16 protein-coding genes are annotated in these 13,768 nt (G+C 33.4%); 4 read left to right on the plus strand and 12 right to left on the minus strand.

From position 1 onward, the window contains the following. Positions 1-9: 9 nt before the first annotated feature. From J3U56_RS03240 to hinT, 6 genes are all read right to left on the minus strand, one after another. Complete coding sequence (locus J3U56_RS03240) at positions 10-804, minus strand: glycosyltransferase family 32 protein (protein ID WP_267366695.1); 795 nt, start codon at positions 802-804, stop codon at positions 10-12. An 18-nt stretch (positions 805-822) separates the two neighbouring features. Then, positions 823-1,746 (minus strand): glycosyltransferase family 2 protein, encoded by a 924-nt coding sequence (locus J3U56_RS03245; RefSeq protein WP_267366697.1) that lies wholly within the window; start codon positions 1,744-1,746, stop codon positions 823-825. Positions 1,747-2,037: 291 nt separating this feature from the next. Beyond that, positions 2,038-3,279: a sigma 54-interacting transcriptional regulator gene (locus J3U56_RS03250; protein WP_267333176.1), complete on the minus strand. Its 1,242-nt coding sequence runs from the start codon at positions 3,277-3,279 to the stop codon at positions 2,038-2,040. Next, complete coding sequence (gene nagZ / locus J3U56_RS03255; RefSeq protein WP_267366699.1) at positions 3,260-4,303, minus strand: beta-N-acetylhexosaminidase; 1,044 nt, start codon at positions 4,301-4,303, stop codon at positions 3,260-3,262. Before nagZ ends, J3U56_RS03250 begins: the two co-directional genes overlap by 20 nt. Continuing rightward, on the minus strand, positions 4,303-4,938 hold the full coding sequence (locus tag J3U56_RS03260) for a hypothetical protein (RefSeq protein WP_267333178.1): 636 nt from the start codon (positions 4,936-4,938) through the stop codon (positions 4,303-4,305). Before J3U56_RS03260 ends, nagZ begins: the two co-directional genes overlap by 1 nt. 7 nt (positions 4,939-4,945) lie before the next feature. Next, complete coding sequence (gene hinT / locus J3U56_RS03265; RefSeq protein ID WP_065634402.1) at positions 4,946-5,293, minus strand: purine nucleoside phosphoramidase; 348 nt, start codon at positions 5,291-5,293, stop codon at positions 4,946-4,948. Between the two features lie 303 nt (positions 5,294-5,596). On the opposite strand from hinT, the gene rpsF reads away from it, so the two are divergent. From rpsF to rplI, 4 genes are read left to right on the plus strand one after another with little or no spacing between them, the layout of a single operon-like run. Beyond that, on the plus strand, positions 5,597-5,980 hold the full coding sequence (gene rpsF, locus J3U56_RS03270; RefSeq protein ID WP_065634401.1) for a 30S ribosomal protein S6: 384 nt from the start codon (positions 5,597-5,599) through the stop codon (positions 5,978-5,980). Further along, positions 5,967-6,275 (plus strand): primosomal replication protein N, encoded by a 309-nt coding sequence (gene priB / locus J3U56_RS03275; RefSeq protein WP_416380270.1) that lies wholly within the window; start codon positions 5,967-5,969, stop codon positions 6,273-6,275. Before rpsF ends, priB begins: the two co-directional genes overlap by 14 nt. A gap of 4 nt (positions 6,276-6,279) precedes the next feature. Then, on the plus strand, positions 6,280-6,507 hold the full coding sequence (rpsR, locus tag J3U56_RS03280; RefSeq protein ID WP_025314965.1) for a 30S ribosomal protein S18: 228 nt from the start codon (positions 6,280-6,282) through the stop codon (positions 6,505-6,507). Between the two features lie 21 nt (positions 6,508-6,528). Continuing rightward, positions 6,529-6,978, plus strand: coding sequence for a 50S ribosomal protein L9 (rplI, locus tag J3U56_RS03285; RefSeq protein WP_065634399.1), 450 nt, complete (start codon positions 6,529-6,531; stop codon positions 6,976-6,978). A gap of 113 nt (positions 6,979-7,091) precedes the next feature. Here the strand turns inward: rplI and ggt are convergent, their stop codons facing one another. The 6 genes from ggt to J3U56_RS03315 all read right to left on the minus strand — a co-directional run bounded on the left by ggt (position 7,092) and on the right by J3U56_RS03315 (position 13,747). Further along, complete coding sequence (ggt, locus tag J3U56_RS03290; RefSeq protein WP_416380271.1) at positions 7,092-8,741, minus strand: gamma-glutamyltransferase; 1,650 nt, start codon at positions 8,739-8,741, stop codon at positions 7,092-7,094. Positions 8,742-9,080: 339 nt separating this feature from the next. After that, entirely contained in the window at positions 9,081-10,415 is a 1,335-nt protein-coding gene (gene celB, locus J3U56_RS03295; protein ID WP_267366702.1) for a PTS cellobiose transporter subunit IIC, read from the minus strand. A gap of 14 nt (positions 10,416-10,429) precedes the next feature. After that, positions 10,430-10,915 carry a hypothetical protein gene (locus J3U56_RS03300; protein ID WP_267333181.1) on the minus strand — a complete coding sequence of 162 codons (486 nt, stop codon included), beginning with the start codon at positions 10,913-10,915 and terminating at the stop codon, positions 10,430-10,432. An 8-nt stretch (positions 10,916-10,923) separates the two neighbouring features. Continuing rightward, positions 10,924-11,262, minus strand: coding sequence for a PTS cellobiose transporter subunit IIA (locus J3U56_RS03305; RefSeq protein WP_416379563.1), 339 nt, complete (start codon positions 11,260-11,262; stop codon positions 10,924-10,926). 4 nt (positions 11,263-11,266) lie between these two features. Continuing rightward, a complete protein-coding gene (locus J3U56_RS03310) occupies positions 11,267-13,282 on the minus strand; it encodes a BglG family transcription antiterminator (RefSeq protein ID WP_267366703.1) in 2,016 nt (671 codons plus the stop codon). 147 nt (positions 13,283-13,429) lie between these two features. Continuing rightward, positions 13,430-13,747, minus strand: a complete 318-nt coding sequence (locus J3U56_RS03315; RefSeq protein ID WP_267333184.1) for a PTS cellobiose transporter subunit IIB — start codon at positions 13,745-13,747, stop codon at positions 13,430-13,432. Positions 13,748-13,768 lie beyond the last annotated feature (21 nt).

A 13,768-nucleotide genomic window follows, 5' to 3' on the forward strand; every position in this document is an offset into this window, starting at 1 on the left:
TAATCCTTTTTAAATAATGATAAAAGCATATTTCCTTTTTTTTAGAGAAAAGGACATCAAAATTTTATTTGATATTTTTTCTTGATTTAATCTTACAAAATATAATCTTTTATATATTCTACATTTTCTTTTGAATGTTTTTTTAACTTCAATCGGAATAACTTTTTCTATAACTTCATCTTTCCAAGATGCATAAAATTGGTGAACACAATAATTATTATATCCGTCTATCTTTTCACAAAAATAATGAGATGGGAAAATAATCTCATTGTCAGAAACATATAAAGTATCAAATTTATTAAATGGCTCATCAACCAAACGTTTATGTTTTAATATAGTTGTAACACGCTCAACATTTGTTGTGAGATCCGGTTCACCATTAATAAGAAATTTATCATGTTGATAAGAATCTAAAATTTCTTTAATAAAACGATTATGTTTCACTGCACCTAAAGTTGCTGTTGAAATAGGATGAATTATATCCCGCCAATTTTCATAACATGAGAAAAAATCTAAATTTAAAAAATCATCAAATGTTTGAGTTAATGTAATATCTGTATCTAAATAGATTCCACCGTGATGATATAATGCATATAATCTGAAATAATCTGATACAAAGGCATATTTTTTTACTTGATAAGCTTCAGCCACATATAAATTGTTAGTTAGTGTAAGATGACTGTCGTTCCATTCAACAAATTCATAATCTGGAAGTTTATTTTTCCAATCTACAAGATTGTCCAAAACCTTTTTTGATTTAGGATTTTTACCAAACCAACAATAGTGAATTATTTTAGGGATCATAATAAATAAAAATCTCCATTATTTTTTGAAATAACTAATCAAGAAAATACTTAATGAGAAAGAAAATATTTTTTTCGTATAAGAGTTTGGTAAATTTGACTGTTTTATTAAGTTTAGTAAAACTTGTTTTGTTAAATCTCCCCCCCATTCTAGATGTCTTCTAATCATGAAAAATATTGGGTTATACTTATTTATATTTAAATTATGTTTATACATATATTTTAATATAGAATAGATCACAAAAGCCCTATCTATATTATTTCTTCTCTGAATTTTAATATCGGGATCATTACATTGTGAATTAGGATTCATTTTATTATAAACATAATAAGTTTTCTTTGTGTAAACTATTTTTAGGGAATTGATTAAATATATTGAATTAAAATAAAAATCCTCGGCAAATCCATAATAATTTTTATCTTCAAGGAATTTATGATCGAGTGCCTTTATTCTATCTAAATTATACAATTTAGCATATGGTGCTGGAAAAGCATCATTACTTAGCATAGATATAATTTTTCTTTCGGAATTCAATATCACTTTTTCTTTTTTGAAAAAAAAGCTCTTGATTAATCCTTCATACTTCTGATGATAAATATCACAAAAAACACAATCAACACTTTCATCATAAGTACTAATTAATGTTTCAAAATAGTTATTAGGAATAGAATCATCAGAATCAACAAATGTGATTAGTTTACCTGTTGCTTTTCCAATTCCTGTATTTCTAGCTTTATGCGATCCGCTATTAGTTTGATAAAAATATTTTACTCTAGGATCTGATTTAAATTTATTGCAAATATCCTTCGTCGCATCGGAACTTCCATCATCAATAATAATTAATTCATAATCAGTAAATGTCTGACTAAGAATATTATTAATACAAGACTGAGCATATTTCTCAGAGTTGTACATAGGTAAAACAACAGAAAGTAAGGTCATAATAGATCTCTATAAAATTTATCTCAATTCAAAGACAACAACTAATAAATAATTAATTCATAATAAGATTAACTATTATTTTTTAAATTTACTGTTCAATTATCTATAATACTAAATGGCTAAGTGATTCTTAAAAATTAAATAGATTTATAAGATTTGTATCTTAATACATCAATTATTGATTATGTGAAAATATTTGTACTGTAATATGATATTATAATTTAATGCATAAATAAAAGTTAATTAAATAAAATTTATTTAGAGCTCTAACTTTAATGTTTTTTATAATAACTACCGCCCTATACCATAATCCCTAAGCTTATTGGCAATCGCAGTATGTGATACGCCTAATCGTTTGGCCAATTTTCTTGAGCTTGGATATTGATCATACAATTTCAATAAGATCTCTTTTTCAAATTGTTTGGTTATTTCATCGAGTGTCTTATTCTCGATATTATCGAAATTGGACAATTTTGATGAAGTTTGCATTGGTAGTTCAATATCTTTTATTGTTAATTTAGAGCACGCTAATTGAGACAATGCAGAATATAAGATATTTTTGAGTTGCCGAACATTTCCAGGCCATGAGTAACTTGATAAATAATCAAAAACTTCATTATCAATCTCAGGAGGATTGATTCCTTGCTTGTCTGCAAATTCATTGACAAAAATCTTGGTTAAAGGAGCGATATCTTCTTTACGCTCTTGCAATGAAGGTAGGTGCAATGAAAGGACATTGAGCCGGTAATACAAATCTTTTCTAAATTTACCTTGCTCAACTAAATCGGCTAAATCTACTTTTGTTGCACAAATAATACGGACATCAACATAAACTTCATTATCATCACCTACACGACGAAAATAGCCATCATTGATAAAACGTAGTAATTTAGTTTGCATTTGAAATGACATTTCATCTATGCCATCAAGCAAAACTGAGCCACCATTCGCTTGCTCAAAAAAACCTTTTTTACTTTCAATTGCGCCTGGATAAGCACCGGCTGCATGACCATACAATTCACTTTCAACCACTTCATCGGGCATCGCTGCACAGTTTAATGCAAGAAAAGTTTGATCACCTCGTGCACTATACTGGTGACAAGCGTTGGCAAGCAGGTCCTTTCCGGTACCCGTTTCACCAGAAATGAGAAGCGGTTCTCTTTGCATTGAAAAAGCTTTTGCTTGTTTAATAAGTTTTTGCATTACAACACTTTGAGTGGCAAAAATAGCAAACGCATGATGATTAACTACTTTAATTTTTGACAAGTGTTTTTTTAAGTATTCAATAGACTGAACAATAAAGACGATTTTTGATGATTCCACGACTTTTTGTAATAAAAAGTACTGAGAATTTAAAACAATAATTAAGTCGTCTTGTTGTTCTAATTCATCGAGATGTTTAAGATTAAAAATAATCTGATAATCAAATGGTTGATTTAATATTAACGACGTTGAACCAAATAGCTCTATTGCCTTGTCATTATATGCAATGAGTTGCTGGTTATGATTAATTTCAATGATGGCGGCTTGCATAATCTGCCCACTTCTCGTTTAGTCTCATTAAATTTACATGACGACGTTGCCAATCATGGCTTGTCTTCAAATCTTTATTAGTAATTTTGCTGTCAGCCAGTAACAGTTTGGCTTTACTTGTAGTTAAAGGCTGTGTTTTATTTAAAACGTCTAATTGCTCTAAAATAGACAATGTTCCTTGACGATTATTACAGGCTAAAAGTAAATCACAACCGGCCAATAATGCTGCTTGAGCACGCTGCGCATGGTTACCCAAGATGGACGCACCTTCCATCGATAAATCATCAGAAAAAATCACACCATTAAAATGCAGTTGCTGGCGAAGGATTGTTTTGAGCCAATAAGGAGAACCACTGGCAGGTTTATCATCAAAAGCTGGATAAATTACATGTGCTGGCATAATTGCATCAAGTTTGTTATCGGCAATAAGTTTGGCAAAAATCTGCATATCTTGCTCTATTGATGATTTGTCACGGTGATCAATTGGTGTTTCTTTGTGTGAATCAGCAATCACATGACCATGCCCCGGAAAGTGCTTGCCAGTTGTTTTCATACCAGCACTGTGCATTCCATCAATCATTGCAGAAGCAATTTGATAAGCGATATTGACATCTTCATGAAATGAGCGTGTTCCAATTGCTAAGCAATCATGACCTAAATCTAATACTGGTGCATAGCTAAGGTCGATATCGAAAGCCATAAGCTCTGTAGCAAGCATCCAACCGGCATCAAATGCCAAGGATTTAGCTTGAGGTAACGCATTTAGAGCGGCAAAAGATTGCGCAGGAGGAATAATAGTAAAGCCCTGTTTAAAACGTTGAACTCGCCCACCTTCATGATCAACAGATATTAATAAACGCTCTGATGAGACAGCTCGAATCTGATTAATTAAATCACTCAATTGTGCTGGATCTTGATAATTACGGCCAAATAAGATCACTCCAGCAACTAATGGATTTTGCAGAAGTTTTTTATCATCTTCACTTAATGATATACCTTCAACATCAATTAACAACGGCCCCATTATTTAGTTTCCTCTTGGGTTGAAGAAACCGATGATGACGAATTGTGTTGTTGAGGGAAATCTTTTGATGTTACGCGAGTTAAGATTTCACCAGTTTGCGTTGACAGTAACTCCATAGAAAGATTAGCATCATTGTTGTCTGTCGGCAGTTTATTAATCGTTGTAAATAACACATAACCCGCATTGATAGATTTCGCTAAGCCAATCATTTTACTACGTGAAACCAGTTTATCATCAGCAGAAATACCCAACGCTTGTTTTGCTTGGATGATAGATTGCTTATCAGCAATAACAAAAAGATTTTGTTTATTCATTAAGCTGTGCAATGTTTCATCAATCTGATTTTTTGCTAAATAATCACCACTACGATTCTGAATATCACTAATCAGCAAAACTTTATTACCATCAATTGAAGATGAGGATTGCAATATTTTATGCACAAACGGTGACAATATACTATTCCAATCAGTTGATTTCACAATTGATGGCGGCGTCTCAATCACATCAGTATTATTTACTTGCGAGTCTTCAACCGGTGGTTTTATTTCAATAGGTTTAGTTTGACTAAAAATCTGACAACCAGCTAAGATAAAACTTAATGCACCAATAATGACAACATGCTTGATCTGTTTCATATAATAATTAACCTATTAAATGACCTAAATTCTTACCACCAAGTAAATGCATATGAATATGAAACACTTCTTGACCGCCGTCTTTATTACAATTCATAATTAAGCGGTAACCACTTTCATCTATGCCTTCTTGTTTTGCTATTTTAGCAGCGACAGTCATCATATGACCTAATACTAATTCGTCTTGTTCGGTAATATCGTTAATCGTTGGGATCAATTTATTAGGTATAATTAAAATATGGGTGGGTGCTTGAGGAGAAATGTCTCGAAATGCAGTGACTTTTTCATCTTGAAAAACAATATCTGCTGGAATTTCATGCCGAATAATTTTACTAAAAATGGTTTCCTCAGCCATCGTGTTTCTCCTTTTCATTTATCAATATTTATGATTTCATAACTTCATTATTGCAAGCATAGCATATTTTGAAGAGAAAAATGTATACAAATCGTTACATTTTACAGGTGTAATATCAAATTTGCCATGACACTTAAAATTATCCGTACTTTGCAAGTAAAAAATCTAATGCAACCATTTGTCAATTATATTGTGTTGATATATAATGCCCCGTCGATTTCAACCGCCTATTTTTCATGTTCCTTGCTTTCAATGGGTTGCGGTTGCCCCGACAGAAAGCTGATTAATCCGTAGGGAGCGATAATGCGTCATTACGAAATTGTATTTATGGTTCACCCAGATCAAAGTGAACAAGTACCTGGTATGATTGAACGTTATACTGGTACATTAACCACTGATGGTGGAAAAATCCATCGTTTAGAAGATTGGGGTCGTCGCCAATTAGCCTATCCTATCGAAAAACTGCATAAAGCACACTATGTGTTAATGAATGTAGAAGCTACTCAAGAAGCAGTAAATGAACTTGAAGATAACTTCCGTTTTAATGATGCAGTAATTCGCAGTTTAATTATGCGTACAAAACACGCTGTAACTGAAACTTCACCTATGTTAAAAGCTAAAGACGAGCGTCGTAACGCTGAAGAAGATTTTAGCGATGTAAACATGGATGATGATTCCGAAGAATAATCGTTTAGAGTTATCGGGTATTGTTACTAAAACGCCGATACGAAGAATGAGTCCGAGTGGGATTTCGCACTGTCAGTTTTATTTAGAACACGTTTCTGAACAAATCGAAGCAGGACTCCCAAGACAAGCATGGTGTACAATACCAGTTATCGTCAGCGGGCAACAAGAGTTAAGTTACAGTATTAAAAAAGGCAGCAAAGTATTAGTAAGTGGCTTTATCAGCACACATACTAAACGAGATAAAACCAGTCAAATAGTTTTACATGCTGACCAAATTAAACTATTAGGAGAATAGCCAAATGGCACGTTATTTCCGTCGTCGCAAATTCTGCCGTTTTACTGCAGAAGGCGTTAAAGAAATTGATTATAAAGATGTTTCTTTATTAAAAAGCTATATCACAGAAAGTGGTAAAATTGTACCAAGCCGTATTACTGGTACTAGCGCAAAATATCAACGTCAATTAGCTCGCGCTATTAAACGCGCTCGTTACTTGGCATTATTACCATATACTGACAACCATCAGTAATTAGCAACAGAGGAACATATAATGCAAATTATTCTACTCGATAAAGTTGCTAATTTAGGCAGCTTAGGTGATCAAGTTAATGTTAAAGCAGGTTATGCACGTAACTTTTTGATTCCACAAGGTAAAGCCGTACCTGCAACTAAAAAGAATATTGAATTCTTTGAAGCACGTCGTGCTGAATTAGAAGCTAAACTTGCTGAAACATTAAAAGCCGCAGAACAACGCGTTGCTGAAATCAATGCTCTAGGTAAAGTTACTATCCAATCTAAAGCAGGTGATGAAGGTAGATTGTTCGGTTCAATTGGTACTCGTGATATCGCTGATGCAGTTAAAGCTCGTGGTATTAATGTATCAAAAAGCGAAGTTCGCTTACCAAATGGTGTATTGCGCACCACTGGTGAACACGAAGTATTCTTCCAAGTTCATAGTGAAGCTTTTGCTAAACTTATTGTTGATATTATTCCTGAATAATCATTCTACAATGATAAAAACCCGTCAATTATGTACGGGTTTTTTTATTTTCTCGATTACCATTACAAAGCAAATTTAACTAAATAGCAATTTATTACATTAAATCAACTATTTTAGTTAATGACGAGGGATGTTCCTCTTCCACGACTATCTGAAACAGCCTCTGGTTGTTTATCATTTACCTTAATCGCTTGAATATCACCATTAAAATCCTGTTGCTCAAAACGATAGCCCATTTGTTCTAGTTTGTGTTTAAAATCCTCAGGGACTTTCTTTTGATAAGGTTCGGTAAAAATCACATTTTTAGGTAATAATTGATGATGATAACGTGGTGCATCCATAGCGGTTTTCAATGACATGTGATTATCAAATACATTTGTTATCACTTGGAAGATTGAAGTAAAAATCCTTGAACCACCAGGCGTACCAATGACCATAACCACATCATTATTTTTAATCAATATACTTGGCGTCATCGACGATAAGGGTCGTTTGTTAGGTTCAATAGCGTTAGCATCTTTACCCACTACACCAAATTGGTTGGCAACACCTGGCTTACTGCTAAAATCATCCATTTCATTATTTAAAATAATGCCTGTGCCTTCAATCACAACCGTTGATCCAAACCAGCCATTAAGCGTATAAGTATTAGAAGCCGCATTACCCCATTTATCTACCACTGAAAAATGCGTTGTTTGCAGTTTTTCAGGTTCACTAGTTAAACCAGGTTTAACTTGTTCGGTGATAGAAATTGCTGTTGGATTCACTTGTTTAGCTCTTTCTGCCACATATTTAGCATCAATCAATTTCGCAACGGGCACAGTAACAAAATCGGGATCGCCCATATATTCAGCGCGATCGGCAAATACTCGCTTTTCTATTTCAGCTAATAAATGGATATATTGTGGAGAATTAACGGAAACATTTTCAAAATCATTTGCTAAATCTTGTTTCATTAAAAGTAATTGAATTAAGCCCACACCACCTGAACTTGGTGGAGGCGCTGTCACAATCTGCATATCATGCCAATTTGTAACAAGTGGATCTCGCCATTTAGCTTGATAATTAGCTAAATCACTTTCACTAATTAAGCCATCATTTTGTATCATTTGCTGTGCAATTAATTTTGCCGTTTTTCCTTTATAAAAGCCATCACTTCCCTGCTCAGCAATACTTTCAAGTACTTTGCCAAGTTCAGGTTGTTTGAACACTTTACCTTCTTGCATTGAACCAAAGTATTGTTTAAAGTGACCATTAGTAGGGGCTGATGCTTCAACTTCTTGATAACGTTCAACCAACTGTTTATTGACAGTAAACCCATCATTGGCAAAACGAATTGCAGGTGCTAATACCTCTTTCCAGGTTAATTTACCGAATCGCTGATGGATTGCCCACATGCCTGCAACCGTTCCAGGTACGCCCGAAGCTTTATGAGAATACAAACTTAAGTCAGTAATAACATTCTTATTTTCATCAAGGAACATATCTTTATCGGCTTTTTGTGGGGCAGTTTCTCGATAATCAATGAAATAGGGCTTTCCTTCCATCCAAAGCGTCATAAAACCACCGCCACCAATATTCCCTGCTTCAGGATAAGTCACAGCCAATGCAAAGGCGGTAGCAACAGCAGCATCAGCAGCATTACCACCTTTGGTTAACATTTCTTGCCCAGCAATCGCACCATAATAATCAGGCGACGCTATTGCGCCTGATTCAAATTTTTGTTTACCATTTTCAACCGCATATATGGGCTGACAAAACATAAAAAACAGGATAAGGTAGCAATACTTTATCAACTGGCCTTTGCAATTTAACATTTTGTACCTCCTCATCAATATTGTATTTTCGTCCTTCCCTTTTACTCAAAGTACCAACAAAACATGATTAAATCATAATACTGTTGAATAAAGGGGAATTATCAATATAGCATATAATTTTAAAAAATTGAGTAAATATTAAACAATATCAAATTAAGGTGAACCAAAATATTTGAGGCATATGTCAAATATGAGAATTTGAGAGAGAAATAGAAAGAGCGTCATCATTTTAATAAAAATTTAAACGCTCTAACAAGAATCAAAGGCAGAGTATAGGTTCTGTATTTAACTATTTGCCTTTTGTTGTTCTCCTTTAAAAAGTTTGTTGTCGTATAACTTTACAAAAGGTAAATAGATCAATAATGCCAAAATGGCCGAAAATATAGCAACAATCGCTGCTTTATAATCTCCACCTGTTCCAATAAAAGCACCTAATCCTGCTGGGGATGGCCAAGGCACTAACGCAATAATAGGATTCATAAAACCACTACTTATAGCAAAATAACCCAACGTACCGCAAGCCATTGGCGCTAATAAGAATGGTATGGCAAGATATGGGTTATAAACGATTGGCATACCAAAGATAACAGGTTCATTAATATTGAAAATGGCAGGCACAACCGAAGCCCGACCTAATATTTTTAATTGACTAGATTTAGCAAAAAAAGCAATAAAAAAGGTCATTAATAGCGTTGAGCCAGATCCGCCTAAAATGACTAATGAATTATTAAATTCACCAGCAAAAGGAATATGTGAACCAGAAGCATTTTCAGCCATATTGGCTAACATTATTGGCGTTATAAACGCACCGATAATACTAGCACCATGAATACCAACAACCCAAAGTGCATGAATTAAAAATAGAATTACCATGATACCAAGCCAACTTTTGGTTAGATTGGTCACAAAAGTAAATGGCACACCAATAATATCAAAAATATCGGTACCAAAGTAAATTAAAATGCCATTAAGAATGATGATAGTAAATGCGATGACAAATGTTGGAATTAAAGCAGTGAACGATCGTGAAACACCTAACGGAACAGTTTCGGGCATTTTGACAACCCAATTGCGTCTAACACAAACAAAATAAAGTTGAGTTGCAACTATCGCCATGACAATAGCAATAAAAATACCCGAAGTACCTAACCGAAAAATAAAAGGTTTTAAGCGTAAACCATTAAAAACCAATTCGGTTGTATCATTAAGTAAAACGACAGAGCCATTTTTCAAAACAAGCTCAGGTAAAGTCATCATAAAAGCAAATATGGAAAGCATGGCTCCATTGAGTGGACTAACTTTTAAACCCGTCTCTTCTTGTTCAATTTTAGTTAGTTCATAACCAACAACAATATTAAAATAGATCGCTAAAATCCCCATGGTTGCTGTATTAGCAATCATATAAAGATCACTTATTCGAAAAATCGTATTCTCAAATAGACTTTCTAAACCAGTAAAAGTCATCGGTAATGTATTAAAGACTAAAAACATCGATCCTACGATACAAAAAGGAATTGATGCCATACCTGCCGCCATCACTGCTCGTACAATTTTAAATTGTGATATTTTTGCCATAGGCGACATCAAGTACTTTTGTAAAAACATAAATCCAGTATTCATCTTGTTTTCCTCTTCTAATTAATGATCGCTTGGTAAGCTAGAATTCTTTGATAGTGTTTATCTTTGTTACGCTCAATCTTTTTCAATTTATAGAGCATTAACAGCGAAATAGTTAGACACCCCAACAAGAGCACAAAAATAGTAGTTAATGTTGTTGGTGCTACTTTTAAAAATGGAAAAAATAAATGAAACACAGAGCTATAAACAGTAATAGTTACCATGCAATAACTGATAAAAATGGTTTGATAAAATAACTTGGCAAACGGTAATCTATTTTGATGTTGTCGATATAATTTAATTTGTTCAAAGCTGGCTAATGTGCCCAGAATAAAAATCATAGCTGGTAAAATAGCCATAAATGACAGTGAACCAAGTAAAAATACCAACCAATAGAGATTTAAAAATAGGAATAACGCGGTGCTGTAACGGACGGCTAAAAAGCGATTGAAATAAAGGTTAGTTAAACTTGCTTTCTGATGTATTTTTAACTGTTTGTCCATGATTAGATTTAACCTCGTAATTTTTCGGTAAGCTGATGATTGAGTTCGTACAGATGGACCATTTCAATGGCAATTTCTCGCATAGTCATGGTTGTCATTAAATGATCTTGTGCGTGCACCATAATAATTTCCATGTTGATTTTGATGCCATTAGCATAACTTTGCAGTAAACCAGTTTGCGATTTGTGTGCTTGAAGAATCTGTTCATTGGCTTGTTCAAGGAGTTGTTTTGCTAAGTTAAAATCAGTTTGCCGCATAGCGTTAAATGCATCATGAATTTTGGTTTTGGCATTACCACTATGTAAAATAATGTTAAAAGCAATCAATTGAAGATCATCGGAACTCATTTCATCATTCATGGCTATGCTCCTTTTCAATAAGTTGAATAAAAAGTTGTCTAAATTGATTAAAATTTTGCGTTTTGAGTAATTTGGCTTGCATATCAAAGCTATCTATTAAATTGACAATCGCTTTAGTCATCATCGCTAAGTTGGGATTTTGATAAATAGACGGTGAAATCAAAAAAACAAAATGTATTTTCGGGTGATTTTGCTGCCAAAATAGCCCTTCAGGAATAAGAGCAATGCCTATTTTTGACAGCTTGCCTACAGGTTCAGCCGGATGAGGGACGGCAATGGTATCACTAAAAAAAATATCGCCTAGTAACGAACGCTTATCTATCTGTTTTAGCATTTTATTTGTATAACAGCAGGATTCATTTATCGATAATCGATCCAGTAATCGAACTAACAATTCATCTTTTGATATAGGATGTTGACAGATATAAAAATAGTCGGCACTTAAATCATCAATAACTTGCTCAATATGCGTTAATTCACCTGAAACACTGGGCATTACTTTGTTGAATGCGGTACGATTCACAGAATTAAAATGTTTTTTTGAAGCAAGATAACAACGAATTTTTTGCACATCGTCTTCAGTAAAAAATACAGAAACCTGAAAAACGGGAATTTTAAACACTTTTGATGAAAGATCGACGGAAGAGATGATAAAATCCACCTCATTTAACATCTCGGGATCAATTTCATAATATCCTCGCGTGTCGACAATTTTAATTCGTTCTTGAAATTCACGTTCAACCCGATTTTTTAATAGTTGAGCACTGCCTAAGCCTGTAGCACAAATAATTAAAACTTTCGCTTTTTGTTCATTTTTTAGTTTTTCAATTGATGCTAAAAAGTGGAGGGCTAAATAACCCCACTCATCATCTTGAATAGAATAGTTTTTTAAGTTTGGAAGTTGGCTAAAATAATGTTTAACCAATTCAAACAGTTCAGTCGAACAGGTTTTGATTTCTTTAAGTAATGGATTTTCTAAAGTTATATTTTGTTCTAAGCGTACTAACATCGGTTTTAAATGCTGTACTAATCCATGTTTTAACTGCTCATCGTTCAAAAATTGGTAACCTGTTTCATGTTGAATTTTGACTAGTAAATTGTTCAACATTAAGCTTAATTGGCTATCTAAATTCTGCTCAATAACATTGGATTTACTCATCAAATGTAAAGTTAAGTACATCTGCTCTTCTTTAGGGAAAGAAAATCCAATTACGACTTCAATTCGATTAATAATTTTTTGAGCAACTTGGTACTCCAAAGCGTGATTAGCTGAGCTGGGCAAATCAAGATTTTGAATTAATAATCCTGATTGTAAACGTTTTATACTTAATGCCAAATGCAACACAATATTTTGCATCATTACATCAGATAGTTTAATTTTTGCTTCACGACATTCATCTAAAATAATAATGGTTAAAGTATCAAAACTTATTACATCACTAAATTTATTGAGATAACTTAAACGGTGTAAAAAATTGAGTGTTTCTTCATGAAAAAAATAGCTCATAATGAAATGTCGCTTTGCTTTTTCTGCACCATCAACATAAAACAAGCTGCGATTTTTTTTTAAAGTGAGTTCAAAAGGTTGCAGTTGAAGCTTGATATCTTGCATGTCTTTGCATAATTGCGATGTACTAATAAATAACTGTTCTGATAATGTTTCTATATCTATTGTTTGGCTTTCAAGTAATAAAAGATTTAGGATATGATGTTTTCTTTGGCAAAGTTCTCGACAATTAACTTGTTCTTGATTGGGATCCAATAAATGATGTTTAATTAAAAATTGATTAAATACGGTTCTATCTTTTACTTGTAGTTGGTACCCATAACCTTGCTTACTCACAATAATGGCACCATTTTCTTCAATGAGTGATTTGAGATCATGAAGATAAGTACGTACCGTTCTATCGGATAACGACAATGCTTTTGCGAGCATGGCACTACTTTTGAATATATTTTTAGAACAGACCATTAAAGCAATAAGGTCACGTTGTTTGTTTTTTATCATTATCATTCTTACCTGTGGCAACTAAAACCGCTATACAAAATATCGTGGTTAAATTTATCTACGCGAAAAACTCACCGACCAAGGTAATAAGGCGCTGTTATTTAAGGCATAGCAAAGACAGCGCCAACCTGTATATACAAATTCAACTTAGTTAATATTATCCTCAATCAACTTTGCTAATTGTTCAATCCCTGATTGGATAGGGATATAGGCTTGAAAAGGGATACTAACCACGGGTTTACCTACTTCATCACCTAATTTTTTGAATTTATCGAACATCATCATGGTTTGTGGACTAATTAAAAAAAGTCCGAAGTCACTGTTTTTGATCATGTTAGTGCCTTCAGTGGCTGAAACTGCATCAACGGTAATAGCTTTATCTTCTTTTGCAAAAAATTCCGTGACTTTTTTTGCCATTAACGATGATGACATACCAGCAGCACAAATAATTAATGCTTTTTTCATAGTGTCTCCTATAAACTTATC

It is taken from the genome of Gilliamella sp. B2824 (assembly GCF_026536245.1).
Classification (GTDB): Bacteria; Pseudomonadota; Gammaproteobacteria; order Enterobacterales; family Orbaceae; genus Gilliamella.

Bases quoted from the DNA above. Each gene is read 5' to 3' on its own strand.
- J3U56_RS03240 (WP_267366695.1), bottom strand. From the start codon at position 804: ATGATCCCTAAAATAATTCACTATTGTTGGTTTGGTAAAAATCCTAAA.
- J3U56_RS03245 (WP_267366697.1), bottom strand. From the start codon at position 1,746: ATGACCTTACTTTCTGTTGTTTTACCTATGTACAACTCTGAGAAATAT.
- J3U56_RS03250 (WP_267333176.1), bottom strand. From the start codon at position 3,279: ATGCAAGCCGCCATCATTGAAATTAATCATAACCAGCAACTCATTGCA.
- nagZ (WP_267366699.1), bottom strand. From the start codon at position 4,303: ATGGGGCCGTTGTTAATTGATGTTGAAGGTATATCATTAAGTGAAGAT.
- J3U56_RS03260 (WP_267333178.1), bottom strand. From the start codon at position 4,938: ATGAAACAGATCAAGCATGTTGTCATTATTGGTGCATTAAGTTTTATC.
- hinT (WP_065634402.1), bottom strand. From the start codon at position 5,293: ATGGCTGAGGAAACCATTTTTAGTAAAATTATTCGGCATGAAATTCCA.
- rpsF (WP_065634401.1), top strand. From the start codon at position 5,597: ATGCGTCATTACGAAATTGTATTTATGGTTCACCCAGATCAAAGTGAA.
- rpsR (WP_025314965.1), top strand. From the start codon at position 6,280: ATGGCACGTTATTTCCGTCGTCGCAAATTCTGCCGTTTTACTGCAGAA.
- rplI (WP_065634399.1), top strand. From the start codon at position 6,529: ATGCAAATTATTCTACTCGATAAAGTTGCTAATTTAGGCAGCTTAGGT.
- ggt (WP_416380271.1), bottom strand. From the start codon at position 8,741: ATGTTTTGTCAGCCCATATATGCGGTTGAAAATGGTAAACAAAAATTT.
- celB (WP_267366702.1), bottom strand. From the start codon at position 10,415: ATGAATACTGGATTTATGTTTTTACAAAAGTACTTGATGTCGCCTATG.
- J3U56_RS03300 (WP_267333181.1), bottom strand. From the start codon at position 10,915: ATGGACAAACAGTTAAAAATACATCAGAAAGCAAGTTTAACTAACCTT.
- J3U56_RS03305 (WP_416379563.1), bottom strand. From the start codon at position 11,262: ATGAGTTCCGATGATCTTCAATTGATTGCTTTTAACATTATTTTACAT.
- J3U56_RS03310 (WP_267366703.1), bottom strand. From the start codon at position 13,282: ATGATAAAAAACAAACAACGTGACCTTATTGCTTTAATGGTCTGTTCT.
- J3U56_RS03315 (WP_267333184.1), bottom strand. From the start codon at position 13,747: ATGAAAAAAGCATTAATTATTTGTGCTGCTGGTATGTCATCATCGTTA.